Origin of the sequence: Rhodococcus sp. PD04 (genome assembly GCF_035918275.1) — a bacterium.
GTDB classification, from domain to species: domain Bacteria; phylum Actinomycetota; class Actinomycetes; order Mycobacteriales; family Mycobacteriaceae; genus Rhodococcus; species Rhodococcus rhodochrous.
The window spans coordinates 670,838-696,000 of record NZ_CP142143.1; the positions used below are offsets into that span (position 1 = coordinate 670,838).

The following is a 25,163-nucleotide window of genomic DNA, read 5'->3' on the forward strand; positions in this document are numbered from 1 at the left end:
TCCGGAACACAGAAAGCCGCGTCATGCAGAGACTCACCCGTAGAACCCTTCTCGCCGGGCTCGCCGCAGGAACCGGTGCGGTGCTTCTCGGCGGCCGAGCGTTCGCGGACGGGCCGGACATCTCCCGCCCCCTGTTGTTCCACTCCCCGCGACTCGACCCCTTCGTCGACGACCTTTCCCTCCTGCCGCGTCTGGACTCGTCGTCCTACCGGATCGACGCCGTCAGCACGATGCACAGCTTCCACCGCGACCTTCCGCCCGGTCCCGCCCTCGCCTACGGCGACAACACCTACGGCGGACCGACTCTCGTGGCGCACCGCGGGCAGGAGACGGCGATCGAGTACCGCAACCGCATCGACGCGCACCCTTTCGCCGTCGACTTCGACACCTCGCTGCACGGTCTGAGCGAACGCGACCGCACCGACGTCCCCACCTCGATGCACCTGCACGGTGGGGTCACGCCTCCGGAATTCGACGGCAACCCCGAGCAGATCTCCCGGCCCGGACAGGGATTCACGTACCGCTTCCCGAACCGCCAGGGCGCGACGACGCTGTGGTACCACGACCACGCCATGGCCGTCACCCGCCTGAACGCCTACGCGGGACTGGCCGGCATGTACCTGCTCCGCGACGACTACGACACCGGTCTGCCCGGCAACCCGCTGGGCCTGCCCGCCGGGGAGTTCGAACTCGATCTGGTGCTGCAGGAGAAGATCGTCAACGGTGACGGCTCGCAGAGCATCCGATCCACCCCGATCGTCCCGCAGGGGCGCTGGGAGGGCGGCGCGGTCGGCGATGTCGGCGTCGTGAACGGAAAGATCTGGCCCGAGGCGCGGGTCGCGCGGGGTCTCTACCGGCTCCGGCTGCTCAACGCGGCGTCGTTCAGCATCTGGGACCTGCACTTCTCCAACGGCATGCCGTTCTGGGTGATCGGCATGGAAGGCGGCCTGCTCGACGCCCCCGTCCCCACGACCCGCGTGCGACTGTCGCCCGGCGAACGCGTGGACCTGCTCGTCGACTTCGCGCAGCTCGATGCGGACGCCACCGTCGAACTACGCAACTCCGAACCCGCCGCGCCGCAGGCCGCGCAGATCGGTGCCGTGCTCATGCCGCTGTTCATGCGGTTCCGGGCAGATCGCTCGCGAGGCTTCACCGGACCGGTCCCGGACCGCCTGCGCGGTGGTCCCGGCCTTCCGCCCGCGGTCGGGCCGATCCCGGCGCCGCAGAACGTGCGGAACGTGTCGTTGAGCCAGCCCTCGGAGGTGCGGATCCCGCCGTCGATCATGTCGCTGAACAACCTGATGTACCACAGCACCGACATCGAGATGCCGCGTCAGGGCACCGTCGAGCAGTGGAACATCGTCAATGCGACGCCCGATCCGCACCCGATCCACCTGCACCTGGTGCACTTCCGCGTGCTGGGACGGCAGGCGATCAACACCCTCGCGATGTGTGCACGGCAGCCGCAGCCGCCCATCGGGCTCAAGTGGACGCCCGATCCCGACCCGTACGTCGTCGAACCGATGCGGGGACCGGAGCCGTGGGAGACCGGCTACAAGGACACGGTCATCTGCGACCCGAACTCGGTGACGCGCATCGTCGCGTACTTCCCGACGGCCGACGAACTCGGCTTCGACCCCGACGCGACGTTCTCGCGCGAGGTGCACACCTTCGATCCGCACCGCGCCGGGCACACCGGACACGGTGACCACGCCGGCCACGGCGACACTGCCGGCACCGCCGGCGGCGACCTGCAGGGATATGTGTGGCACTGCCACATCCTCGACCACGAAGACCACGACATGATGCTCAAATACCGGACGGTGACATGACTTCCACCAGTTCCACCACGACCCGAGACCACTTCCAGCGCATCCCGTACGAACCGGCGAACGACGGTCGCGTCGAGATGCACTCCGGGCTCAGCCGCCACTACCCGACGCTGCACGGCAACCTCGTCGCACAACCCGGGTACTCGAAGGACGTCGGTGTGGTCATGTGCCACCCGGCCTCGAACTTCCTGAGCCACTTCCTGCTTCGCGCCTTCGCCGAAGCCGGTATCCCCGCAATGGGACTCAACACCCGCTACTCGTCCAACGAACCGGCACTCATCATGGAGCGGGCCGCCTTCGACCTCGGTACCGGAGTGCGGTGGATGGCCGACGAACTCGGCTTCGAGAAGGTCGTGCTGCTCGGGTTCAGCGGTGGTGGATCGCTCGCGTCGTTCTACCAGTCGCAGGCACAGAACCCGACCGTGACGACCACACCCGCGGGCGACCCCGCACCGTTCGCCGAGGCGAACCTGCGACCGGCCGACGCCCTGATGCTCGTCGGCGCACACCCCGGCCGGGCACGCGTTCTCCGGCACTGGATCGACGGCGCGGTCACCGACGAATCCGATCCCTACGCCACCGATCCCGAACTCGACCTCTACGCCCCCGGGCGCACCGCACCCCTCGATCCCGAATGGGTGGAGCGCTACCGCGACGCGCAGCTCGCACGCATGCGCCGCATCGACGCGTGGGCGCTCGAACAGCTCGCCGACCTCGAACGCACCGGCGCCTCCGATCGTGGCTTCGTCGTGCACCGCACCGTCGCGGACCCGCGCTTCGTCGACCTGAACCTCGACCCGAGCGACCGCGAACTCGGCTCCATGTACGGAGATCCGGAGGCGGCCAACACCGCTGCCGGTGGCCTGGCCCGCTTCGTCACCGTGCGCAGCTGGCTCAGCACGTGGAGTGTCGACCACACCCACGCCGACGCCCTCACCGATCTCCGCAACGTCACCACCCCGACGATGGTGATGAGCCTGCTCGGCGACCAGGCGGCCTTCGCCGAGGACTCCCGGTCGATGTACGACGCGCTGGCGGGCAGCCACAACGAACTGATCGAGATGCGGAACCTCAACCACTATCTCGTGGATCAACCGGACGGTCTCTCCGACGTCGTCGGACGGCTCGTCGCGTGGATCCGCCGAACGGTACTCGAGGAGGTATCGGCATGACCCGAACTCTCGCAAGTCCCGGAACCACCGCACAGGACCGATGCCCGAGCGCCTTCCCCTACTGGCAGGCGCTGGAGAAGCCCGGTGTGAAGCGCACCCGCAACCTCGTCCGCCGGCTCACCGGATTCGACTTCCTGCCCACCGACGAGCAGGCCCGGGCCCTGTGCAACGACCTGTTCAGCGGCGACCCCACGGCCGAGCGCTTCGTCGACGAGGTCTACCACGGTGAACTCGGGCCGAAGAAGACCCGCGAGATGCTCGACAAGGCCCTCGTCGACGGCATCGACTCGCTCGACGACGTGCCCGACGCGATGAAGGCACTGTTCGAGGAATTCGAGACCGTGCCCGACTGGGTGCAGCCCGAACTCGTCGAACAGGGCGCCGCGATCTGGCGTCGCTGGGGCACGATGTTGTTCAGCTTCGCGGGCGCCGAGACCCTCGAGATCTACACCGAGGCGGCCGTCGCGACACCGCTGTCGCTCGCCGGAGGCTATGCCGGCGACAACGCCCTACGACGTTTCCTCGAGACCTGCCGGTTCTGGATCGACGTATCCGAACCCGGTGCCCTGCTCACCCCGGGTTCGAAGGGGCGGGCCACCGCGCTGAAGGTCCGCGTGATGCACGTGTCGGTGCGCTCCCGTGTCGCGAAGCACCCCGAATGGGACATCGCCAAGTGGGGACTGCCGATCAGCCAGACCTACATGCTGCTCACCCTCATCGCGGGCAGCCTCACCCCGGGCCTGGCCCTGTGGACCCTCGGCTACCACACCACCCCACGAGAGATCCGCGCGCTCATCCACTTCCAGAAGTACATGGGCTACCTGCTCGGGGTGCGCATGCAGTGGTACCCCGAGACCATCGCCGACAGCATCCGCGCGCTCATGACCACCGTGATCTCCCGTTCGTACGACTCGGGTGAGCACGGCAAGGAACTCATCGAGTCCTACCCGCAGGCGTTCGCGCCCCGCGACGGGCACCGCGGTCTGAAGAGACTGCGGGAGCACTACAACTTCCGCATCAACTCGGTGTACTCGGCGATGTTCATGGGACCGGGCACGCGACGCAAGTACTCGATGCCGAAAGTGCTTCCGTGGATGATCATCCCGATCGTCCGCTTCCCGCTCATCACCGCGATGGAACTGGCCCGGCGGTTCGTCCCCGGCGCGGCCGGCGTGCACGAGAAGATCATGTGCGCCCACCGCGAGAACTGGTACCGCGCCCAGATGGAAGGCCGCGAAGCGCAATTCGACGCCAGCGGAGCGCTCCGGAGATAACCGGCCCGCCCCACTTCACCCTCGTACGGAGAGAACCCAATGACCCTGCAGATCATCGAAGCCTGGAACGGCCCCGGACGACGCGACGGCGAGATCACCGCCGTGGAGGCCGCCGACAACGGCGCCCACCCGTCCACCGACAAGCACGCCTTCGAACACTGGTACTTCGACGCCCATCTCGACGACGGACGGATCGTCGTGGCGATGATCCAGACCCGGGAGCTGGTGCACCGCAAGCCCGGTGTGGAGATCCACGTCTACAGCGCGGACGGCAAGCGACGCGAGGCGAGCCGGTCGTACACCGACGCCGACCTCTCGGTGTCCACCGAACGGTGTGACGTGCGTGTCGGTCAGAGCTTCGCGAAGCTCGTCGGCGAGGAGGACGGGCTGCCCGTCTACCATGTGTCGGTGTCCGAAGGAGATCTCGCCTTCGACCTGACCTTCACCGCCGAGGTCCCGCCGTGGATGCCCGGTCGTGGCCAGACCAGTTACAACGAACGCGAATTCTTCGCGTGGGTCGTCGGCGCACCCCGAGCGCGGGTCGCAGGGACGGTGACGGTGGACGGGAAGACCACCGAGGTCACCGGTCGTGGCTACCACGACCACAACTGGGGCGTCGGCGACATGAAGCGCCTCATCGACAAGTGGTACTGGGGCCGGCTGTACACCGAGGACTTCACCCTCGTCTACGCCATGGTGCACACCCAGAAGAAGTACGGCTCGCACTGGTCGCAGCCGGTGATGGTCGCGCAGGGACGCGACGTGATCCTCAGTAACGGCGAGGTGGAACTGACGGAAGGACCGATCGTGCACAATGCGGTCGCCGACCGCACCTACCCGGCGTGGATCCGTCTCCGCATCCCGGGTTCGCTGGACGTCAAGCTCACCGTCCGCGAGATCGTGCACGCCCACAACCTGCTCGAGGACGTTCCGCTCGCGTCGAGCAGGCTGCTCAAGCCGCTCGTCAACCGGCTCGTCGGTCATCCCGGCTACTTCCGATTCCGGTCGGACTTCACGATGACGGTGACCGTCGACGGAACCGATTACGAGCGTTCGGGTTCGACGCTGCACGAGATGGTCGCGTTGACATGAGCGAGCGCGCGGACGTCGGTGCGGAGCCCGGCTGCGCGGGCATCGAGTATCTGCACGGCTTCGGCAACGAGCACCACAGCGAGGCCGTCCCGGGTGTGCTTCCGTGGGGACAGAATTCGCCCCAGCGGGTCGCGTACGGGCTCTACGCCGAGCAGCACTCGGCCACGGCGTTCACCGAGCCCCGCGAGATCAACCGCCGCACATGGACGTACCGGATCATGCCGTCCGCCGCGCACGGCCCCTTCGAGCGCATCGACGACGCCGGCTGGGTGTCGGCACCCGACTCCGGGGGAGTGCTCACCCCGAACCGGTTGCGATGGGATCCGCAGCCGGAACCGGCGCCGGGCACGGACTTCCTCGACGGCGTGACGACCTACGCCGTCAACGGGGACGTGCGGTCCCGCACCGGCATCGCCATCCACCTGTACGCGGCGTCGCAGTCGATGACCGACCGTTACTTCGTCGACTCCGACGGAGAACTGCTGTTCGTGCCCCAGGACGGCGCGCTGCTGCTGTGCACCGAACTCGGACGTCTGCTCGTCGAACCCGGTGAGATCGCCGTGATCGGGAGGGGCCTGCGGTTCCGCGTGGACCTGGTGGGGGAGAAGGCGACCGGCTACCTGCTCGAGAACTACGGTGCCGCCCTGACCCTGCCGGAACTCGGCCCCATCGGCGCGAACGGTCTCGCCCACGCCCGCGACTTCCTGTACCCGACGGCCTGGTACGAGGACCGTTCGGGCACGGTGCAACTCGTGCAGAAGTTCGGTGGGCACCTGTGGGCCACCGAACTCGACCACTCGCCCCTCGACGTCGTCGCCTGGCACGGCACGCACGGTGCCTACAAATACGATCTCGGTCGCTTCAACGCGATGACCACGGCCGGCTGGGACCATCCCGATCCGTCGATCTTCACCGTGCTCACCTCGCCCACCCCGATTCCGGGGCAGGCCAACGTCGACTTCTGTGTCTTCCCCGACCGCTGGGTGGTCGGAGAGCACACCTTCCGGCCGCCACACTTCCATCGCAACGTCATGACCGAGTTCATGGGACTCGTTCGTGGACAGCATGACTCGAAGGCGGAAGGATTCGTTCCCGGTGGCGCCTCGCTCCACAACCAATGGGGCGCCCACGGACCCGACGTCGAGACCTTCGACCTCGCGACCTCGGCCGAACTGAAGCCGGTCAAGCTCGTGAACACCCTGTCGTTCATGTTCGAGACGAGACTGGCCCTCTCCGTCACCGACGCGGCCCACCGCGCAGCGCATCGTCAGCCGAACTACGACTCCTCGTGGTCCGGCCTCACCCGACGCTTCACCCCACCTTCTCCCCAGGAGTTGTGATGACCGAACTGTCCACCCCCGCACCCGTCGTCGTACCCGACCCGCAGCTGCGGATCGGCGGCCGGGCCGTGCCCGCCCGTTCGGGTGCCCACTTCTCGTCGATCAACCCGGCGACGGAAGAGGTCGTCGCCGAGGTCGCGGCCGGTGGCGCCGCCGACGTCGACGCGGCCGTCCTCGCCGCGCGCGACACCTTCGACTCCGGTGCCTGGTCGCGGATGGCCGGTGCCGAACGCGGCCGGATCCTCTCCCGCGCCGCCGACCTCATCGAGCAGCACGCCCCCGAACTGTCGGCGCTCGAGACCGCGGAGATGGGCAAGCTCTACGCCGACACCGTCGCGGGGGACATCCCCGCCGCTGCGGCGTCGTTCCGGCACTACGCCGGCTGGGCCGACAAGATCGCCGGTGAGGCGATGATCCTGCCCGACGTGGGTCCGCAGCACCGCTTCGGATTCACCCTGCGCCAGCCGCTCGGCGTGGTCGGTGCGATCACCCCGTGGAACAACCCGACGGTCGTCGCGGCCTGGAAGATCGCCCCGGCCCTGGCCGCCGGATGCTCGGTGGTCGTCAAGCCCGCCGAGGACGCCTCGCTGTCGACCCTGAAGCTCGCCGACCTGCTCGCCGAGGCGGGGGTGCCGGACGGCGCGTTCAACGTCGTGCCCGGTCTCGGCCCTGAAGCCGGTGCGGCGCTGGCCGCCCACGAGGGCATCGACAAGATCACCTTCACCGGCAGCCCGGCCGTCGGCAAGACCATCACCTCGCTCGCCGGCGAGAAGTTCCGCAAGGTGACCCTCGAACTCGGCGGCAAGGCCCCGCAGTTGATCTTCCCCGATGCCGACCTCGAGGCGTCGCTGCCGTGGATCGCGATGGGCAACTTCTACCACCAGGGTCAGGTGTGCGCGGCGGGCACGCGCGTGATCGTGCACGAGTCGATCGCCGATCAGGTCGTCGAGGGACTCGTCGAGTTCGCGCGCGGCGCGGTGATCGGTGATCCCTTCGACGCATCGACGACGCAGGGCACCATCGTCAACCGCAAGCAGCTCGACCGCATCCTCGGCTACATCGAGAAGGGCCGCAGCGAAGGTGCTCAGCTGCTGACCGGCGGGTCGCGGGTGGGGGAGCGCGGTTTCTTCGTCGAGCCGACCGTCTTCCGCGGCACCAACGACCTCACCATCGCGCGCGAGGAGATCTTCGGCCCCGTCGCCACGGTCATCACCTTCAGGACCACCGAGGAGGCCGTGCAGCTGGCGAACGCCACGAAGTACGGTCTCAACGCGTTCATCTTCAGCCAGAACCTGTCGACCGTGCACAGCGTGATCCCGCAGTTGCGCGTGGGCACGGTGTGGGTCAACGGCTGGGGTGTGCCCGATCCGGCACTACCCTGGGGTGGACGTGACGCGAGCGGCATCGGGCGTGAACTGGGCCGCAGCGGGCTCGAAGCGTTCACCGAGGAGAAGACGGTTCACCTCGGTTACTGACCAGAGGATGGAAGAGGCAGTGACACAAGCCGAGTCGACACAAGACGGGTCGCAGGCAGCCGCGTCGCAGGCAGCGGGAGCGCTGGCGGACATCAGGGTGCTCGAATTGGGAACCCTGATCGCGGGTCCGTATGCAGGACGTCTGCTCGGCGACATGGGTGCCGACGTCATCAAGATCGAGGATCCGAAGCGTCCCGACCCGCTCCGCACCTGGGGACAGGGCGAGCGGGACGGGCACCGCTACTTCTGGACGGTGCACGCGCGCAACAAGCGTTGCGTCACCCTCGATCTGCGGGCACCCGACGGACAGGAGTTGTTCCGGCGTCTCGTCGCCGAGTCCGACGTGGTGGTCGAGAACTTCCGTCCCGGCACGCTCGAGAAGTGGGGACTCGGTTACGACGTGCTCTCCGAGATCAATCCGGGCATCGTGCTGGCCCGCGTCTCCGGATACGGGCAGACCGGTCCCAAAGCCGGGCAGGCCGGCTACGCGTCCGTGGCCGAGGCGGAGAGCGGACTGCGGCACCTGAACGGATATCCCGGCCAGGCACCCCCGCGACTCGCGCTCTCCCTCGGCGACTCCCTCGCCGGGATGTTCGCCGTGCAGGGCATCCTCGCCGCGCTTCTCGGCCGTGAACGGACCGGACGCGGGCAGATCGTCGACGTGGCGCTCACCGAGGCGTGCCTGGCCATCCAGGAATCGGTGATCCCCGACTACGACGTCGCGGGCGTCGTCCGCGGCCCGTCCGGCACCCGCCTCGAGGGCATCGCCCCGTCGAACCTGTACCGGACGTCCGACGACATGTGGATCGTCATCGCCGCCAACCAGGACACGGTCTTCCGTCGCCTGTGCGCGGCGATGGAACGCCCCGAGCTCGCCGACGACCCGCGCTTCGCCGATCACCTCGCGCGCGGCGTGAACCAGGACGAGCTCGACGCCCTCATCGGTGAGTGGGCGGCGACGTGGACGCTCGACGACCTGCTGGCGCACCTGTCGTCGTCGGGTGTGGTGTCCGGTCCGGTGAACACGGTCGCGGAGGTCGTTGCCGATCCGCAGTTCCAGGCGCGCGACATGATCGTCCCGCATCACGACGAGCGCACCGGCGCAGACGTGCTCGGCCCCGGTGTGGTGCCGACGCTCACCGGGACGCCGGGTTCGGTGCGTCGCGCCGGCCCGCCCGTCGCGGGATACGACAATGCGGCGGTCTACGGCGAGATCCTCGGACTGAGCGACATCGAGCAGAAGGAACTCCGCGAGCGGGGAGTTGTCTGAGGTACGCAACGCGAGGTGAAGGCTCGCAACGTCGGCAGTCACTGCCGATGTTGCGAGCCTTCGTCCGTTGTTGCGTGCCTTCCGCACAGACCCATCTGGCACTAAGGTAGAACGTGTTCCAGTCTTGCGCCTTTCTATCGAGGAGTGCCGAATGCACACGCCCATCTGCGACGAACTCGGCATCGAGTTCCCGATCTTCGCGTTCACCCACTGCCGCGACGTCGTCGTCGCCGTCGCCAAGGCCGGCGGCTTCGGTGTCCTCGGCGCCGTCGGGTTCACGCCGGAAGAGCTCGAAATCGAGCTGAACTGGATCGACGAGCATATCGGCGACCGCCCGTACGGCGTCGACATCGTCATCCCCAACAAGTACGAAGGCATGGACGCGAACCTCTCCGCCGAGGAACTCACGAAGATGCTGCAGTCGATGGTGCCGCAGGAGACCCTCGAATTCGGCCGCAAGATCCTCACCGACCACGGCGTCCCGCTGCCCGAAGGCGACGATAACGCGTTGCAGCTTCTCGGCTGGACCGAGGCCACCGCGACCCCGCAGGTGGAGGTGGCGCTGCAGCATCCGAAGGTCACGCTCATCGCCAACGCACTCGGCACCCCACCGGCCGACATGATCGAGCACATCCACAAGGCCGGGCGCAAGGTCGCGGCGCTGTGCGGTTCGCCGAAGCAGGCCCGCAAGCACGCCGACGCCGGTGTCGACATCATCATCGCCCAGGGTGGCGAAGGCGGTGGGCACTGCGGTGAGGTCGGCTCGATCGTGCTGTGGCCGCAGGTCGTCAAGGAGGTCGCACCGGTGCCGGTGCTGGCCGCCGGCGGTATCGGCAGCGGCCAGCAGATCGCCGCGGCGCTCGCGCTCGGCGCCCAGGGTGCGTGGACCGGTTCGCAGTGGCTCATGGTCGAGGAGGCCGAGAACACCCCGGTGCAGCAGGAGGCCTACATCAAGGCGAGCAGCCGCGACACCGTCCGCAGCCGCTCGTTCACCGGCAAGCCCTGCCGCATGCTCCGCAACGACTGGACCGAGGCGTGGGAGCAGGAGGGCAACCCGAAGCCCCTCGGAATGCCGTTGCAGTACATGGTGTCCGGCATGGCCGTCGCCGCCACCCACAAGTACCCCGACGAGTCCGTCGACGTCGCGTTCAACCCGGTCGGTCAGGTCGTCGGGCAGTTCACGAAGGTCGACAAGACCTCCACCGTCATCGAACGCTGGGTGCAGGAGTACCTCGAGGCGACCGGAACGCTGGAGAAGCTGAACGAGGCCGCGAGCGTCTGATCCGCTCGGATTCGTCTCACGGCGAGGGACGAGGATGCTCGAGGTTCGGTCCGGGTGCGATCCGGATCGGACCTCGAGCCGTCTCCACGTCCACCGGTTCACCCTTCTGCGTGATCACCACGTGTTCACTGCGTTCGAGTTCGGCGGCCACCGAGCGGGCGGTGTCCATCAGGTCGCGCCACGACTGTCCGCCCGCGACCCGCGCGGCGTCGCTCGGGCAGATGGTCGACGGATTCCGTTCCCGGAGCAGTACGCAGATCGTGGCCGCGAGCCGTTCGCGGGCCGCGTCGTCGTCGAGCGGTTCCCACCACGGATGCCCGCGCTCACCGAGCGCGACCTTGGCGTCCTGGACACGATGTCGCGCGGCGTCCCCGTCGCTCTTCACGAGACGGCGGGCCCGCATCAGCTCCGCCACCAGCTGCTTCCGCAGAGGTTCGGGAATCGCGGGATCGGTGGCACGCCAACGTCGCCCCTTCACCACCACGTATCTGCCGTCGGGCGTGCGTTCCGCCTCGCCGGATGACCCGTCGGTGTCCATCGGCCCCGCCCGTCGCTCAGTTCGGCGGTGACAGAAGCCCTTCCAGGCTCGTCGCCGAATAACCACCGTCGCGGCACAACTGTACCGTGGGGGCGCGGCGCCCCGGGTACTCGATGCACGGCATGTTCCGTGCCCCGCGCACCGCGATGGGGGAGTCCGCCGGCAGCTTGCAGTACAGATCGGGCGGGGTGTCGGGCACGTCGAACTCGGTGGGTGAGCGCCGCTGTTCCGGCGGCAGGAAGCCGGTGATGCACGGTGGCGGGTCGTTGAAGGTCGCGGTGAAGTAGGTGTTCTGCGACGGGTTGTCGACATTGGGCAGACCCGCCGACTGGGTCGACGCCATGATCGACGGGAGCAGCACCAGCATCTGTTCGAGCGACGGCCGGTACACCGCGGCGACCTGCTCGACGGTGACGAGATTGGCGAGCAGCAGGGGGAGGGTCGGTTCGGCCTCCTCGAACAGTGCCTGCACCTGTGCGGCGGCGGGGGCCGTCACGCCGAGGAGTGTGCGCACGTCGCTGTCGGAGTCGCGCAGCTGCGCGGTGGTGCCCGCCAGGGAGGACGCCCAGCGGGCGATCGCATCCGACGACGCGACCTGCGTGTCGAGCAACGGGCCGACCTGATCGATCAGCGCCGCGGTGATGTCCGCGTTCGCAGCGGCCTCGGCGCTCACCGCCGCACCGGCCTCGACGAGGATCCGCAGGGCGTCGCCGGAATCGGCCACCGCTGTGTGGGTCTCGTCGAGCAGCAGGGCGAGGCGGTCGGGACCCACGGACTGCAGCGTGGCGTCGAGCTGGTCGAGTGCACCGCCGATCGGTTCTGGCACGGAGATGCGATCGCGGGGAACGATCGAGCCCGCGGTCAGATACGGGCCGTCCTCGCCGTCGGGCAGGAACTCGACGTACTGCTCGCCGATTGCCGACATGCTGCGGATCTGCGCCGCCGCATCGGCCGGCACCGGAACATCCGAGTCGAGTGACAGGACCGCCTCGGCGCCGCTCGTGGTCATGGTCAGCGACGTCACCCGGCCGATCTCGATGCCGCGGTAGGTGACGTTCGCCGAGGGATACAGGCCACCGGCGTCGGTGAGGTCGAGACGCACCTCGTAGCGCCCCACCCCGAGCAGGGCGGGCACATCGACGATGAACAGCGCGACGATCAGCACCGCCGCGATCCCGACCGAGAAGAACACCGCCAGTTTGCGGCGCAGCACCGCGGCCGGGCTCATCGGGTCGGCTCCGACACGGGCGGGACGAGCAGTGACACCAGATCCGGTACGGGTCGCCCGCCACCGGTGAGTGCGTTCTCGAAGGGCGTGCCGAGCAGCAGTGCGTTCTCGAGGGTCGGCAGGGTGAGGTCGAGGATGACCGTGCCGTTCGCGTAGTCGCCGCGCACCGCGTTGCGGTAGGTGTCGATGGGGAACGGGAAGGTCAGCAGGTAGCGCAACGACTCGGTGAGCGAGTCGCCCGCCGACGCGAGCGAGGCCAGCACCGGTTCGAGATCACGCAGATTCGCGACGACGTCGTCGCCGCTCGCCTCGACGACCTCGTTCGCGACGCGCCCGAACTGCCCGAGGGCGTCGGCGGCGCGGGTCAGGTCGTCGCGCTGGGTGGACAGCACCTCCATGGCGGGCGCGAGATCGTCCGTCGCCGCGGCGATCTCGGTGTTGTGCTCGGCGACCTCGACGGCGAGTGCGTCGAGCGATTCCATCGCGCTCACGATCTGCTCCTTCTGACCGTCCAGCCCGGCGAGCACCGCGTCGAGACGGGTGAGCAGGGCCCGCACCGACTCCTGCCGCCCGTCCATCGCCCGGTTGAGTTCGCGGGTGATCTCCTGGGCCTGGGCGAGACCACCGCCGCTGAGCACCAGCGACAGCGACGACAGGGTCTGCTCGGTGGTGGGGAACGCACCCGCCCGTTCGAGGGGGATGACGTCGCCGTCCCCGAGCCGGCCGCGGGCGGGTTCGGCGAGCGGGGGAGAGAGTTCGACGTGGGCGGACCCGAGCAGGCTCGTCTGCCCGATCTTCGCGACCGTGTTCTCCGGGAGCACCGTGCTGCCGTCGACCATCACCGTCACGAGCGCATGTCCGTCGCCGAGCCGCAGGTCGGCGACCCGCCCGACGGTGACGTCGCCGACGCGGACCCGCGAATTGCGTTCGAGGGTCGTGACGTCGGGCATCTCGATGGTCACGGCGAAGGCGTCGTCGCCGCGACCGTGTGTGCCGGGAAGCGGCAGGCTGTTCAGGCCGCGCCACTCGCACCCGGTGGTCAGTGCCAGGCACGCGAGGACACCGATCGTGCGCAGGACTCGTGTTCTCACGGCGCCCCCGGGGAGAGCAGGTCGGCCAGCGAGGTCGGCGAGTGCGCACCGGGCGCCGGCATCAACTCGGGCTCGGTGTAGACGAGCTGGTCGGGCAGCGCGCCCACGCCGCGCGTCGGATTGATGCGCACGGGCGGGTAGTCCATCGCGAGCAGCGGCAGGATCGGGCCGAGATACTGCACACACAGCTCGGACGCGGTGTGTGCGTCGACCTGCTCGGCCGCGGCGAGCGCGGAGCACACGAACTGGGCGGGATTGGCGAAGTTGGTCAGCGACAACGCCGAGACCACCGTGTTGTGCGCGGGCTGGTAGATGCCTTGCAGGTTCGACAACGCCGTCGGTGCGACGTGCAGTACCTGCGCGAGCCCGTCACGCTGCGCCGCCAGGGTCTCGGTCAGTGCGGCCGTGCGATCGACGGTCGTGTCGACGCGCTCGCGGTTGTCGCGGACGAACCGCTCGACGTCGACGAGGACGGCGTCGAGTCCCGCCAGGGCGGCGCCCATGTCGTCGCGGTTGGCGTCGAGGATCTCGGTGACGGACGCGAGCCGGTCGTGGAACGAGACGATCTGATCGCCACTCATCGACAGCGCCTCGACGAACACCTGCAGGTTGCCGAGGGTGCCGAACAGGTCGTGCCGGCCATCGGAGATCGTGCGCATCGCCGTCGCGAGTTGCTGCAGGCTGTCGCGCAGGGCGGGACCGTGTCCCTCGGCGTTGGCGGCCGCGACGTCGAGGACCTCACCGAGCGCGCCCTGCGGGTCGGTGTCGTCGGGCCCGAGTTCGGTCGTGAGCCGCGCCAGTTGTTCGGTGATCTCGTCCCATTCGACCGGGACCGCAGTGCGTTCGACGGGAATCGTTGCTCCCACCGGGAGTTCGGGTCCTCCCGTGTGCGGTGGGGTGAGCTGGACGAAGCGTGCCGAGACCAGGGTGGGGGCGACGATCGCGGCCTGCGCGTCGGCGGGGATGCGGCGGTCGGAGTCGACGTCGAAGCGCACGAGCACGCGATCGCCGCGCGGCTCGATCTTCGTCACGCGTCCCACCTCGACACCCATGACGCGCACGTCGTCGCCGACGTACAGGCCACGGCTCGAGGTGAATTCGGCCGCGTATTCGTCGGCCGACCGCCACGGCGCGACGGTGAACGACACCACCGCGACGACGGCGAGAAGCAGGATCGGGACACCCCACGAGATCAGGGGACGCAGTCGCGTCACGGTGTACCTCCCGGCGGCGTGATGCCCGCGTTCACGAGTGCGGCGGTCAGGGCCGGCTCGATGATCTGCATGGGCAACAGGTTCTGGATGTACGAGTTGAAGAACGGGCCGGACGCGACGGCCTCGCCGAGTTCGGTCGCGTACGGGCCCAGCCGCTCGATGGCCAGGGCGATGTTGTCGCGGTTGCGTTCGAGGATCCCGAGGACGGCGTTCAGCTTGCCGAGGGTGGGTTCGAGTTGTGCCTCGTTGTCGGCGACGAGATTCGAGATCTGGACCGACAGCGCATCGACGTTCGCGAACAGGGTGTCGAGAGCGGCTCGGCGGCGGTGCAGTTCGCCGAGGATGCGGTCGGCATCGACGATCAGTGCATCGATCGCGTCGCTGCGCTCGGCGAGGACCTCGGTGACCTGTTCGGCGTGCGCGAGCAGCGCCCGCAGGGATTCGTCCCGCGACGCGACGGTCTCGGACAGTCGCCGCACACCGTCGAGCGCCGCACCGACGTCGTCGGGCGTCTCGCGCAGGGTGTCGGACAGCACTTCCATCGACTCGCGCAGTTGCTCGGTGTCGATCGCCGCGGCGGTGTCGGTGAGATCGCCGAGGGCGTCGGTCAGTTGGTAGGGCGCGACGGTGCGGTCGAGGTCGATGGTGGCGCCGTCCTCGAGTCGTCCCGGACCGGCGGGGCGCACGCGCAGGTTGCGTGCCCCGAGTGCGGTGGCGGTGGCGATCTCGACGGTGGTGTCGGTGCCCAGGACCACCGCCCGGTCGACCGTGAACGTGACGGCCACGGCGTCGTGGTCGATGTCGATGTCGGTCACCCGCCCGGCATCCTTGCCCGCGACCTGCACGGTGTCGCCGGTGTTCAGACCGCCGGCGTCGACGAATCTCGCCCGGTAGGTCGTGCCACCGTCGAGGAACGGCAGGGAGCGGATGTTCAGGGCGCCGAGCACGAGCACGACGAGCACGATCGTGCCGACGACGCCGACACGCACGGGGTTCATCTCGCGGAACTGGGTCATGCCGGAGCGCACCTGCCCGTCGTCTGCCCGAACAGCGGTGAGGTGACCTTGTTCCCGGACAGGTCGTTGATCTCGATGAGCATGCCGCACAGGTAGTAGTTGAAGAATCCGCCGTAGGCGCCGAGTCGCGTGAGGGCCTTGTAAGCGTCGGGGAGTTCGGTCGTCAGTTGCTCGACGGTGTCGCTGCGCGAGTCGACCTGCGCGGCGACGTTGCCTGTTTCGCGGATCGTGCCGGCGAGTGAGGTGCGGGACTGCGCGAGCAGATCGGTGAGCGACCCGCTGATCGCATCGATGTGGGTGACGGCGTCGCCGACGAGCGTGGCGTCCTGCGCGAGTCGCGCGGCCACCTCGTGGGCGCGCACCAGTGCGGTGTCGAAGGTGTCGCGGTGGGCGGCGAGGTTCGCGAGCACCGAGTCGAGGTTCGTGATCACCTGCCAGACGAGGACGTCGCGATCGGCGATGTGCGAGGTGAGCGAAGCCGCCTGGGCGAGGACGGATTCGACGGTGCCGCCCTGACCCTGCAGCACGGTGATGAGATCGGCCGACAACCGGTTGACCTGTTCGGGTTCGAGCGCGCGGAACAGCGGTGTGAAGCTGCCGATGAGCACGTCGAGATCGAGTGCCGGCCGGGTCCGGTCGGTGCCGATCGTCTCGCCGGCAGCCATGGGTGTGGGATCGCCGGCGCCGTCGGACAATTCGAGATATCGGTCGCCGACGAGGTTGAGATAGCGCACGGTGGCGATGCTCGCGCGGGTCGGGGTGTACGACGAGTCGACCTCGAAGGTCACGTCGATGCGGTTGTTCTCGGCGAACTCCACGGCGGTGACCCTGCCGACCTCGACTCCGGAGAGGCGGACGAACTGGCCCTCCTCGAGACCGGAGACGTCGTCGAAGACCGCGTGGTAGCGCGTGTGTTCACCGAACCGGACCTGGCCGAAGACGACGAACAGTCCGGCGAGGATCAGAATCATGACGAGGGCGTAGATGCCCGCGGCGATCGCGGTGCGTGTCATCCGGCGCCTCCGGTGAGCAGTTCGAACAGCGAGTCGGGGACGAAGACCGGCGAGGTGTTGCCGGCCTCGAACGGGTTGGCGCCGGTGTTCGCCACGACGTACGGGGCGGGGGTCTCGTCGGCCGTCACGATCGGCAGGGGACCGCAGCGTGGCCCGCCCGTGGCCTCGACCACCGGAAGATTGCGCGGATATTCGTACGGGTCGGTGCCGAGCAGGAAGGTCGACTTCAGCATCATCGACGAGCCGTTGCCGCCCGACGCCGGTTCGGCGAGCTGCCGGGCACGGTCGGCGCCCTGCAGGAAACAGGGGAGCACCGGTGAGTACTCCTCGAGGAGAGAGGCCGTCGGGCGCAGCAGGTCGAGCACGTCGACGATCTGCTCGCTGTTCGGCTCGACCACGCGGCGACCGGCGTCGCCCATACCGATCGCGGCGAGCAGGACGCGGTCGAGGTCGTCGGCGCGGTCGACGAGGGTCGTGCCGGTGACGGCGAGATTGTCGAACGACGCCACGATCCCGTCGGTGGCTCCGGTGTAGATGTCGGCGGTCGTCTCGGCGGCGGCGAGATCGCGTCGCAGTGTCTCGGTGCGCGGTTCGACCCGGGTGAGGACGGCGTCGGTGTCGACGAGCGCGCGGCCGAGCGACTCACCCTGTCCGCGTAATGCCGACGACAGCGCACCGAGCGTGCGGTTCAGCTTCGCCGGATCGACCGCCTGCAGGACGTCGGACAGCGACTCGAAGACGGTGTTCGTCTCCACGGTCACGCTCGACGCGCGCAGCACCGTGCCCTCGGCCAGGCCGACCGGCCCGGGCGACGGCGGGTCGGTGAGGGTGACGTACTTGGCGCCGAAGACGGTCGTGGCGCGGATGTCGGCGCCGGGGTCCGCGGGCAGCCGGGCGGCGGCGTCCGGATCCAGGCGCAGTTCGATCACCGCGCCGGACGCCGTCTGCTGCACCGCGGTGACGCTGCCGACGTGCACACCGTGCGCCTTGACCATGGCGCCGTCCTCGAGCATCAGACCGGAACGGCCGCTCTCGACGGTCACCGTCACGCCGGGCGTGAACGAGCCGCGGAAGCCGTGGTAGACGAACACGAGAACGAGCGCGGAGACGACGACGAAGCACGTCGCAGCGACCTTCGGCAACCAGGTGGGCACGATCCTCACCCCGCCAGGTGCAGCTGGCGGCTGCTGCCGTAGAGGACCAGGGAGATCAGCAGGGTCACCGTCACCACCGCGATGAGCGACATCCGCACCGCGCGACCCGTCGCGACACCGACACCGGACGGTCCGCCCGTGGCGGTGTAGCCGTAGTAGCTGTGCACGGTCATGACGACCACGGCCATGGTGATCGCCTGCCCGAAGGACCACAACACGTCGGTGGGACGCAGGAAGGTCGCGAAATAGTGGTCGTAGACACCGGGCGACTGGCCGAGCACCACGACGGTCGCGATGCGGCTCGACAGGAACGACGCCAGCACCGACAGCGAGTACAGCGGCACGACGGCGATCAGGCCCGCCAGGATCCGGGTGCCGACGAGATACGGCACCGACTTGATGGCCATGACCTCGAGCGCGTCGATCTCCTCGCTGATCCGCATCGCGCCGAGTTGCGCGGTGGTGCCGGCGCCGATGGTCGCGGCGAGACCGACACCGGCCGTCACGGGCGCGACGACCCGGACGTTGACGTAGGCGGACAGGAAACCGGTGAGCGCTTCGACACCGATGTTGCCGAGCGAGGTGAAGCCCTGAACGGCGACGGTCGCGCCGGCGAACAGGGTGAGGAAACCCATGATGGCGACGCTGCCGCCCACCATCGCGAGCACACCGGTGCCGAGACCGATCTCCGAGACGACGCGCAGTGTCTCGCGCGGATAGTGCCGGGCCGCTCGCACCGTCGAGAACAGCGCGCCGACGAGGAAGACGACCTGGCGCCCCAGGGTGTCGATGCTGCGCGAGATCCCGTGGCCGACGCGGCGCACCACCTGCGCAGTCCGCCCGGTGGCCGCCCCCGTGACACTCATCGGCTCATCACCACGCTCATCGCGTTCACCGACCCATCACTGCGATACCGATCGAGGTGAGCAGCATGTTCGCGAGGAACAACGCGACGAACGCGAAGACCACCGTCTCGTTGACGGCCTCGCCGACGCTCTTCGGGCCGCCGCTGACCGAGAGTCCGCGATGGCACGCGATCAGGCCTGCGAGCAGACCGAAGACCGCCGCCTTGATCTCCGAGAGCAGCAGCTCACCGGGACCGACGAGCAACGTGACCCCCGCGGCGTACGCGCCGGGGTCGACGTTCTGGAGTGTCACCGAGAAGAAGAACCCGCCGATCAGGCCGATCGCGCACACCGCCCCGTTGAGCGTGACCGCGACGGCGGTCGACGCCAGTGCGCGCGGCAGCACGAGCCGGGCGGCGGGGTCGATGCCGAGTACCTCGAGCGCGGCGATCTCGTCACGGATGGTGCGGGAACCGAGGTCGGCGGCGATCGCGGTGGCGCCGGCCCCGGCGACGACCAGCACCGTCACGAGCGGGCCGATCTGTGTGATGGCGCCGAGCCCGGCGCCCGCTCCGCTCAGGTCGCCGGCACCGATCTCGAGCAGCAGCGAGTTGAGCGTGAACACGACGAGGACGGTGAACGGGACGGACATCAGGATCGTGGGCACGAGCGACACCCGGGCGATGAACCAGAACTGGGTGAGGAATTCGCGCCACTGGAAGCGGGAGCGGAACAGGGCGGTGAACGCGTCGAGGGACAGCGCATAGAAACCGCCGAGTGCGTGTGCGGTCGCGCGTGGCACCGATCCCATGAATCCTCGCTTCTTCCACGGTCGCATCGACGAAACCGCGTCCCGACCTCTCGGGTGCGCCGAACATACCCCAGGGTATGTAGAGCGGCAAGGGAGCGATCCCGGGTCCCGGGACGACGCTATCGCGCAGAAGTGCCGACGGAGGCGGGTTCGAGAAGGTGCACCAGTTCGTCTGACAACAGCCGGAATTCGGAATCACCACGTTCCCGGAGCCACACCGGATCGCTGCAGGACCAGCGTTCGGCAGCCAGGGAACGGGTCAGGACCTTGAAGGTCGCGGTGCGGGGGAACTCGCTGCAGACACGGATCAGACCGGGCATCTGCTTGGGTCCGAGATCGGTCTGCGCATCGAGGAAACGGGCGAACGCCACCGGATCGAAGTCGGAGCCTGCCGCCGGGATCACCGCGGCCATCACGCGGTCGCCGACGTTGCGGTCGGGCACCCCGTACACCGCGACCTGAGCGAAGCCCTCGTACCGCATCAGAATGCGCTCGATGGGTGCCGCACCGAGATTCTCCCCGTCCACCCGGAGCCAGCCCGAGCTGCGTCCGGCGAAGTAGACGAAGTCGTTCTCGTCCCGGTAGGCGAGGTCGCCGCTGTGATAGCGCCCGTCGCGGAGTCGTTCGGCGTCGGCCTCGGGATTGTTGTAATAGCCGTCGAACAGACCGGCGCCGCGCACGTTGACCAGTTCGCCCGTCGCGGCGTCGGCGTTGGTGATCCTGCCGTTCGCGTCGAACACCGCGGGAGGGCAAGGTCGCCCCGTCTCGGGGTCGAGGATCTCGATGCCCTCGGGAAGCCGACCGAGGGCGCCGGCCGGTGCGTCGGGTGCCGACGCGATCGCGATGCCGCCCTCGGTCGAGCCGAACCCGTCGACCACCCGCGCGCCGAAGCGCCGCGTGAACTCGGTGACGTCGGCGGCCGACGCCTCGTTGCCGTACACGATGCGCAGCGGGTTGTCGTGGTCGTCGGGCTGCTCGGGAGTCGCCACCACATACGACAGCGGCTTGCCGACGTAGTTCGCGAAGGTCACGCCGTAGCGGCGGACGTCGGAAAGGAAACCCGACGCCGAGAACCGGCGACGCAGGGCGATGCTGCCGCGCGCCGCGAGCCCGATCGACCAACCGGCGATCATCGCGTTGGAGTGGAACAGCGGCATCGACACGTACACGGTGTCGTCGGGGCCGAGACCGAACCGCGTGGCGAGCATCGTCGCGGGATCGGTGAACTTGCGGTGCGTGCACCGCACGGCCTTCGGGTCGCCGCTCGTGCCCGACGTGAAGATCAGCATGAACAGGTCGTCGGGGGAGGGCGCGGCAGTCTCCACGACGGTATCGGCGAACGGGGCGAGCATCGTCGTCCACTCGGGGGAGTCGACGTCGATCACCCGCACGTCGCCGAGATCCACACCGTCGAGCAGGGACGCATGGGCGGCCTCGGTGAACACGACCCGGCAGTCGGCGAGCGCGATGTCGCGGGCGAGCGCCGCGCCGCGCCGGGTCGTGTTCAGGCCCACCACCACCGAACCGGAGAAGGCTGCGGCGCCGAGCAGCAACGAGAACTCCGGGACGTTGTCCATGAGGATCCCGATGTGCTTCGGCGCCGGGTCGTCGAGCAGGTCGCGCAACAGTGCGGCGCGTCGCCGGGACTGCGCGACGTGCTCGCGCCACGACAGTTCGGTCTCCTCGAAGCGCAGACCCCGATCGTCGACGTCGGCGAGTCGTTCGAGCAGTTCGGTGACGGTGAGGGCGGTCATGCGATCAGGCCGGGACGTCGGCGAGTTCGCGTCCGAGCGCGCGCAACTGGTCGGTGGCGGAGCCGAGCAGGAACTCGTGGTGCTTGGCCGCGAGGAAGTAGCGGTGCACCGGGTGGTCCTCGTCGAGCCCGACACCGCCGTGCGCGTGCACGGTCGTGTGCGCGACACGGTGTCCCGCATCGGCCGCCCAGAAGGCCGCGGTGCGCAGGGCGTCGTCGTGGTGCTCACCCGAGGCCATGCGGAAGGCGGCCTGCCACAAGGTCAGTCGCACCGCCTTGACGTCGATGTAGGCGTCGGCGAGTCGCTGGGAGACGGCCTGGAAACTGCCGATCGGGCGGTCGAACTGGACGCGTTCGCGCGCGTACTGCGCGGTGAGCTCGAGCGCCTGTTCGAGGACGCCGCACTGGTAGGCGGCGGAGCCGAGCAGGCTGCGGTCGCGCAACCACGTCGCCACGGCGAGGCCGTCGGTGCCGAGGACACGGTCGGCCGGGAGCGCGACCTGCTCGAGGGTGACGATGCCGCGACTGTCGAAGTCGGTGGTCTGCTGGCGGGTGATCGAGACACCCGGATCGTCGGGTCGCACGAGGAACACCGCCACCGAGTCGCCGACGGTGGCCGGGACGAGGAAACCGTCGGCGACCGGCGCGGCGTCGACGACGATCTTCACGCCGTCGAGCACGTGCCCGTCGCCCGTGGCCTGCGCCCGGGTCGCCGGCGTCGTGGGGTCGGGGTTCAGTTCCTCGGCAAGGGCTGCGGAGAGGATCTGCTCGCCGGTCGCCGCGGGACGCCCCCACTCGGCCTGCTGCTCGGCGGTGCCGAACTCCGCGATCGCCGACGCGCACGCGGCGATCGAGCCGATGTACGGGACGGCGGCGACGCCGCGGCCGAGTTCGCGCAGGATGCTCGCCTGCTCGAGCGGCCCGTACCCGTCTCCGCCCAGCGACTCGGGAAGCGCGGCGCCGAGCACGCCCGACGATGCGAGCGTGTCCCACAGGGTGCGGTCGATGCGGTCCTCGGAGGCGTCGAGTGTGCGCAGGTGCTCGTTGGTGACGATGTCCGCGACGATGCTGCGGGTCAGTTCTGCGAGATCCTGCTGGGCCTCGGTAAGGGTGAAGTCCACGGTGCGCGTCCTTTTCTAACGCTTGGCGGGCGGCTGGCCGAGCGCGGTCATCGCGATGATGTCGCGCTGGACCTCGTTGGTGCCGCCACCGAAGGTGAGGATGAGGGAACTGCGGTGCATGCGTTCGATCCGGCCGCGGAGCAGTGCGCCGGCCGAGTTCTGCCGCACCGTCGCCGCGGGGCCGAGGACCTCCATGAGCAACCGGTAGGCCTCGGTCGCGAATTCGGTTCCGAACACCTTGTTGGCGGAGGCGGCCTCCGGGCCGAGCGGGGTCGTACCGGCACTCGAGGCGATGTCCCAGTTCATCAGCTGCAGGTATTCGGCCTTGGCATGGACGCGTGCCAGGTTGATCTGCACCCATTCCTGGTCGATCACCCGTCGCCCGTCGGGCAGATGCGTCTCCTGCGCCCAGCGCCGGACCTCGGTCAGCGCGGTGCGCACGGGACCGGCGGAGGTGAGCGCGACCCGCTCGTGGTTGAGCTGGTTGGTGATGAGCGCCCACCCGCCGTCGACCTCACCGACGAGCGCGGACGCCGGGACACGCACGTCCTGGTAGTAGGTTGCGCTCGTGTCGGGGCCGGCCATGGTGTGCACGGGGGTGTACGAGAAGCCCGGAGCGTCGGTCGGCACGATGAAGACGCTGATCCCCTTGTGCTTCTTGACATCCGGGTTGGTGCGCGCGGCGAGCCAGACGTAGTCGGCGTAGGCGATCAGGCTCGTCCACATCTTCTGCCCGTTGATGACCCACTCGTCGCCGTCGCGCACCGCGGTGGTGCGCAGGGAGGCGAGGTCGGTACCGGCGCCGGGTTCGGAGTAGCCGATCGAGAAGTGCAGTTCGCCCGCGGAGATGCGGGGGAGGAAGAACTCCTTCTGCTCGTCCGTGCCGTAGTGCATGATCGTCGGCGCGACCGAGTCGATGGTGAGGAACGGCACGGGCGCGCCGGCGATGGCCGCCTCGTCGGTGAAGATCAATTGGTCCATCACGGAACGGTTCTGGCCGCCGTACTCCTCGGGCCACCCGAGGGTGAGCCAGCCGTCCTTGCCCATCTGCTGCACGACCTCGCGGTACACGTTGCCGGAGCCGTACTCCCCGGTCGTGGCCGCGAGCGCCTCGCGGCGCTCGGGTGTCATGATCTGTGCGAAATAGGCCCGCAATTCCTCGCGGAGGGCTTGTTGCCCAGGGGTGTAGGAGATGTCCACGAACGCTCCGTTTCGTCGCTGCGTGTCCCCGCGAATCGTCTCTGTGGGATCATCGCGAATCATTGCACAGAATTGGAACGCGTTCTAGTCTGGACGCGATCGGTCGGCGCGAATGTGAAACGAGGTCCCGGAATGGATGTCAAGGTCGACTTCGACCGCTGCGAAGCGAACGGCGTGTGTGTCGGGCTGGCGCCCGACGTCTTCGATCTCAACGACGACGACGAGCTGATCGTCACGCATCCCGTACCCGAGGGTAGCGAGGACGCCGTCCGCGAGGCCGTCGCCCAGTGCCCGCGTGCGGCGCTCGCCGAGGCGTGAGCGCCTCGCGGTGACCGGCCCCGACCCTTGCCAGGAAAAATAACAAGTTCTACATTTTCGGTGCCCCCGGGTCCTGGTGGGGAGAGTACCGGCGTACGGCCGGCAATCGGCCCGAATCTCGAGGAGTACGTGGATGAGTGCGGACGCCAACGGTGGCGTGGAGAACGACGATCGGGTGTCTCTCGAAGGGCGGGTCGCCGTCGTCACGGGAGCCGGAGCGGGTCTCGGACGTGCCGAGGCACTCGCGCTCGCGCGGGCCGGAGCATCGGTGGTGGTCAACGATCTCGTGGAGAACGACGCGGTGGAGGACACCCTCGCGCGGATCCGCGATCTCGGTGCCGAGGCGGAGTTCGTGCCCGGCAGCGTCGCCGAGCGTGAGACGGCCGATGCGATGCTCGCCGCGGCGCAGGGCAAATTCGGCGGTCTCGACATCGTCGTCAACAATGCGGGTATCACGCGGGATCGGATGCTGCCCAACATGTCCGATGACGAATGGGACTCGGTGGTCGCCGTGCACCTGCGCGGTCACTTCCTACTCTCCCGCAATGCCGCGGCCTACTGGCGCGACCGGTCGAAGCAGGAGGGTGGACCGGTCTACGGGCGCCTGGTCAACACGTCCTCGGAGGCCGGTCTGCTCGGTCCGCCCGGGCAGCCCAACTACGGCGCCGCCAAGGCCGGCATCACCGCACTCACCCTCTCGGCCGCTCGGGGTCTCGAGAGGTACGGGGTCCGGGCGAACGTGATCTGCCCCCGCGCGCGCACGTCGATGACCGAAGCGGTCTTCGGCGACGCGCCGGACGACGGCATCGATCCGCTCTCGCCCGACCACGTCGCGAATCTGGTCGCCTATCTCGCCTCCCCGGCGGCCGATCGCGTCAACGGGCAGGTCTTCATCGTCTACGGACCCATGGTGGCCCTGATGGCCGCACCGGTCGTCGAGCAGCGTTTCGATGCCGCCGGGCAGTGGACCCCAGCCGCGCTCGCCGACGAGCTCGGCGGTTACTTCGCCGATCGTGACCCGGGCCGGACGTTCTCGGCCTCGGCGGCACTCGATCTCTAGTTCCGGCCCCCTGCTGTTCCCGCTCGGGGACAGCAGGGGGCCGTGTCTTCGCCCCCGGGCCGGA

Annotated in this window: 22 protein-coding genes; 10 read left to right on the top strand and 12 right to left on the bottom strand. The window is 68.8% G+C overall.

Annotated elements, in window-relative coordinates; all coding sequences use genetic code 11:
- Positions 1–23: 23 nt before the first annotated feature.
- From U9J23_RS03125 to U9J23_RS03160, 8 genes are all read left to right on the top strand, one after another.
- Complete coding sequence (locus U9J23_RS03125; RefSeq protein ID WP_059382485.1) at positions 24–1,832, top strand: multicopper oxidase family protein; 1,809 nt, start codon at positions 24–26, stop codon at positions 1,830–1,832.
- On the top strand, positions 1,829–3,004 hold the full coding sequence (locus tag U9J23_RS03130; protein WP_326601337.1) for an alpha/beta hydrolase: 1,176 nt from the start codon (positions 1,829–1,831) through the stop codon (positions 3,002–3,004). The genes U9J23_RS03125 and U9J23_RS03130 overlap by 4 nt, the downstream gene beginning before the upstream one ends.
- On the top strand, positions 3,001–4,278 hold the full coding sequence (locus U9J23_RS03135; protein WP_059382483.1) for an oxygenase MpaB family protein: 1,278 nt from the start codon (positions 3,001–3,003) through the stop codon (positions 4,276–4,278). Before U9J23_RS03130 ends, U9J23_RS03135 begins: the two co-directional genes overlap by 4 nt.
- A gap of 39 nt (positions 4,279–4,317) precedes the next feature.
- Positions 4,318–5,370: a lipocalin-like domain-containing protein gene (locus U9J23_RS03140; RefSeq protein ID WP_016692388.1), complete on the top strand. Its 1,053-nt coding sequence runs from the start codon at positions 4,318–4,320 to the stop codon at positions 5,368–5,370.
- Positions 5,367–6,710, top strand: a complete 1,344-nt coding sequence (gene hmgA, locus U9J23_RS03145; RefSeq protein ID WP_272267001.1) for a homogentisate 1,2-dioxygenase — start codon at positions 5,367–5,369, stop codon at positions 6,708–6,710. Before U9J23_RS03140 ends, hmgA begins: the two co-directional genes overlap by 4 nt.
- On the top strand, positions 6,710–8,185 hold the full coding sequence (locus U9J23_RS03150; protein ID WP_059382481.1) for an aldehyde dehydrogenase family protein: 1,476 nt from the start codon (positions 6,710–6,712) through the stop codon (positions 8,183–8,185). Before hmgA ends, U9J23_RS03150 begins: the two co-directional genes overlap by 1 nt.
- A gap of 7 nt (positions 8,186–8,192) precedes the next feature.
- Positions 8,193–9,455 (top strand): CaiB/BaiF CoA transferase family protein, encoded by a 1,263-nt coding sequence (locus tag U9J23_RS03155; protein WP_059382480.1) that lies wholly within the window; start codon positions 8,193–8,195, stop codon positions 9,453–9,455.
- A gap of 151 nt (positions 9,456–9,606) precedes the next feature.
- Positions 9,607–10,737, top strand: a complete 1,131-nt coding sequence (locus U9J23_RS03160; protein WP_059382479.1) for a nitronate monooxygenase — start codon at positions 9,607–9,609, stop codon at positions 10,735–10,737.
- A gap of 16 nt (positions 10,738–10,753) precedes the next feature.
- Here the strand turns inward: U9J23_RS03160 and U9J23_RS03165 are convergent, their stop codons facing one another.
- The 12 genes from U9J23_RS03165 to U9J23_RS03220 all read right to left on the bottom strand — a co-directional run bounded on the left by U9J23_RS03165 (position 10,754) and on the right by U9J23_RS03220 (position 23,721).
- Positions 10,754–11,275 carry a DUF3253 domain-containing protein gene (locus tag U9J23_RS03165; RefSeq protein WP_059382478.1) on the bottom strand — a complete coding sequence of 174 codons (522 nt, stop codon included), beginning with the start codon at positions 11,273–11,275 and terminating at the stop codon, positions 10,754–10,756.
- A 16-nt stretch (positions 11,276–11,291) separates the two neighbouring features.
- Entirely contained in the window at positions 11,292–12,503 is a 1,212-nt protein-coding gene (locus U9J23_RS03170; RefSeq protein WP_059382477.1) for an MCE family protein, read from the bottom strand.
- Positions 12,500–13,594: an MCE family protein gene (locus U9J23_RS03175; RefSeq protein WP_080968258.1), complete on the bottom strand. Its 1,095-nt coding sequence runs from the start codon at positions 13,592–13,594 to the stop codon at positions 12,500–12,502. The genes U9J23_RS03170 and U9J23_RS03175 overlap by 4 nt, the downstream gene beginning before the upstream one ends.
- Positions 13,591–14,808 carry an MCE family protein gene (locus U9J23_RS03180; RefSeq protein WP_326601345.1) on the bottom strand — a complete coding sequence of 406 codons (1,218 nt, stop codon included), beginning with the start codon at positions 14,806–14,808 and terminating at the stop codon, positions 13,591–13,593. The genes U9J23_RS03175 and U9J23_RS03180 overlap by 4 nt, the downstream gene beginning before the upstream one ends.
- Entirely contained in the window at positions 14,805–15,824 is a 1,020-nt protein-coding gene (locus tag U9J23_RS03185; protein ID WP_326601347.1) for an MCE family protein, read from the bottom strand. The genes U9J23_RS03180 and U9J23_RS03185 overlap by 4 nt, the downstream gene beginning before the upstream one ends.
- Positions 15,821–16,837, bottom strand: a complete 1,017-nt coding sequence (locus U9J23_RS03190) for an MCE family protein (protein WP_326601349.1) — start codon at positions 16,835–16,837, stop codon at positions 15,821–15,823. The genes U9J23_RS03185 and U9J23_RS03190 overlap by 4 nt, the downstream gene beginning before the upstream one ends.
- Positions 16,834–17,991: an MCE family protein gene (locus U9J23_RS03195; protein WP_326601351.1), complete on the bottom strand. Its 1,158-nt coding sequence runs from the start codon at positions 17,989–17,991 to the stop codon at positions 16,834–16,836. The genes U9J23_RS03190 and U9J23_RS03195 overlap by 4 nt, the downstream gene beginning before the upstream one ends.
- A gap of 5 nt (positions 17,992–17,996) precedes the next feature.
- Entirely contained in the window at positions 17,997–18,857 is an 861-nt protein-coding gene (locus U9J23_RS03200) for an MlaE family ABC transporter permease (RefSeq protein WP_037190328.1), read from the bottom strand.
- 25 nt (positions 18,858–18,882) lie between these two features.
- Positions 18,883–19,647, bottom strand: a complete 765-nt coding sequence (locus U9J23_RS03205) for an MlaE family ABC transporter permease (RefSeq protein ID WP_016692401.1) — start codon at positions 19,645–19,647, stop codon at positions 18,883–18,885.
- Between the two features lie 119 nt (positions 19,648–19,766).
- A complete protein-coding gene (locus tag U9J23_RS03210; RefSeq protein ID WP_059382471.1) occupies positions 19,767–21,401 on the bottom strand; it encodes a long-chain-fatty-acid--CoA ligase in 1,635 nt (544 codons plus the stop codon).
- A 4-nt stretch (positions 21,402–21,405) separates the two neighbouring features.
- Positions 21,406–22,521 (bottom strand): acyl-CoA dehydrogenase family protein, encoded by a 1,116-nt coding sequence (locus tag U9J23_RS03215; protein ID WP_326601356.1) that lies wholly within the window; start codon positions 22,519–22,521, stop codon positions 21,406–21,408.
- Positions 22,522–22,536: 15 nt separating this feature from the next.
- Positions 22,537–23,721, bottom strand: coding sequence for an acyl-CoA dehydrogenase family protein (locus U9J23_RS03220; protein ID WP_326601358.1), 1,185 nt, complete (start codon positions 23,719–23,721; stop codon positions 22,537–22,539).
- Positions 23,722–23,853: 132 nt separating this feature from the next.
- On the opposite strand from U9J23_RS03220, the gene U9J23_RS03225 reads away from it, so the two are divergent.
- Both U9J23_RS03225 and U9J23_RS03230 read left to right on the top strand, forming a co-directional pair.
- Positions 23,854–24,039, top strand: a complete 186-nt coding sequence (locus U9J23_RS03225) for a ferredoxin (RefSeq protein ID WP_016692405.1) — start codon at positions 23,854–23,856, stop codon at positions 24,037–24,039.
- Between the two features lie 133 nt (positions 24,040–24,172).
- The gene (locus tag U9J23_RS03230; RefSeq protein ID WP_016692406.1) at positions 24,173–25,099 is read left to right on the top strand and encodes a 3-oxoacyl-ACP reductase; all 927 of its coding nucleotides are present in this window, start codon (positions 24,173–24,175) and stop codon (positions 25,097–25,099) included.
- Positions 25,100–25,163 lie beyond the last annotated feature (64 nt).

What these genes read in the sequence shown, in the direction of transcription:
- U9J23_RS03125 (WP_059382485.1), top strand. Translation starts at nt 24, where the DNA reads ATGCAGAGACTCACCCGTAGAACCCTTCTCGCCGGGCTCGCCGCAGGA.
- U9J23_RS03130 (WP_326601337.1), top strand. Translation starts at nt 1,829, where the DNA reads ATGACTTCCACCAGTTCCACCACGACCCGAGACCACTTCCAGCGCATC.
- U9J23_RS03135 (WP_059382483.1), top strand. Translation starts at nt 3,001, where the DNA reads ATGACCCGAACTCTCGCAAGTCCCGGAACCACCGCACAGGACCGATGC.
- U9J23_RS03140 (WP_016692388.1), top strand. Translation starts at nt 4,318, where the DNA reads ATGACCCTGCAGATCATCGAAGCCTGGAACGGCCCCGGACGACGCGAC.
- hmgA (WP_272267001.1), top strand. Translation starts at nt 5,367, where the DNA reads ATGAGCGAGCGCGCGGACGTCGGTGCGGAGCCCGGCTGCGCGGGCATC.
- U9J23_RS03150 (WP_059382481.1), top strand. Translation starts at nt 6,710, where the DNA reads ATGACCGAACTGTCCACCCCCGCACCCGTCGTCGTACCCGACCCGCAG.
- U9J23_RS03155 (WP_059382480.1), top strand. Translation starts at nt 8,193, where the DNA reads ATGGAAGAGGCAGTGACACAAGCCGAGTCGACACAAGACGGGTCGCAG.
- U9J23_RS03160 (WP_059382479.1), top strand. Translation starts at nt 9,607, where the DNA reads ATGCACACGCCCATCTGCGACGAACTCGGCATCGAGTTCCCGATCTTC.
- U9J23_RS03165 (WP_059382478.1), bottom strand. Translation starts at nt 11,275, where the DNA reads ATGGACACCGACGGGTCATCCGGCGAGGCGGAACGCACGCCCGACGGC.
- U9J23_RS03170 (WP_059382477.1), bottom strand. Translation starts at nt 12,503, where the DNA reads ATGAGCCCGGCCGCGGTGCTGCGCCGCAAACTGGCGGTGTTCTTCTCG.
- U9J23_RS03185 (WP_326601347.1), bottom strand. Translation starts at nt 15,824, where the DNA reads ATGACCCAGTTCCGCGAGATGAACCCCGTGCGTGTCGGCGTCGTCGGC.
- U9J23_RS03190 (WP_326601349.1), bottom strand. Translation starts at nt 16,837, where the DNA reads ATGACACGCACCGCGATCGCCGCGGGCATCTACGCCCTCGTCATGATT.
- U9J23_RS03200 (WP_037190328.1), bottom strand. Translation starts at nt 18,857, where the DNA reads ATGAGTGTCACGGGGGCGGCCACCGGGCGGACTGCGCAGGTGGTGCGC.
- U9J23_RS03205 (WP_016692401.1), bottom strand. Translation starts at nt 19,647, where the DNA reads ATGGGATCGGTGCCACGCGCGACCGCACACGCACTCGGCGGTTTCTAT.
- U9J23_RS03210 (WP_059382471.1), bottom strand. Translation starts at nt 21,401, where the DNA reads ATGACCGCCCTCACCGTCACCGAACTGCTCGAACGACTCGCCGACGTC.
- U9J23_RS03225 (WP_016692405.1), top strand. Translation starts at nt 23,854, where the DNA reads ATGGATGTCAAGGTCGACTTCGACCGCTGCGAAGCGAACGGCGTGTGT.
- U9J23_RS03230 (WP_016692406.1), top strand. Translation starts at nt 24,173, where the DNA reads ATGAGTGCGGACGCCAACGGTGGCGTGGAGAACGACGATCGGGTGTCT.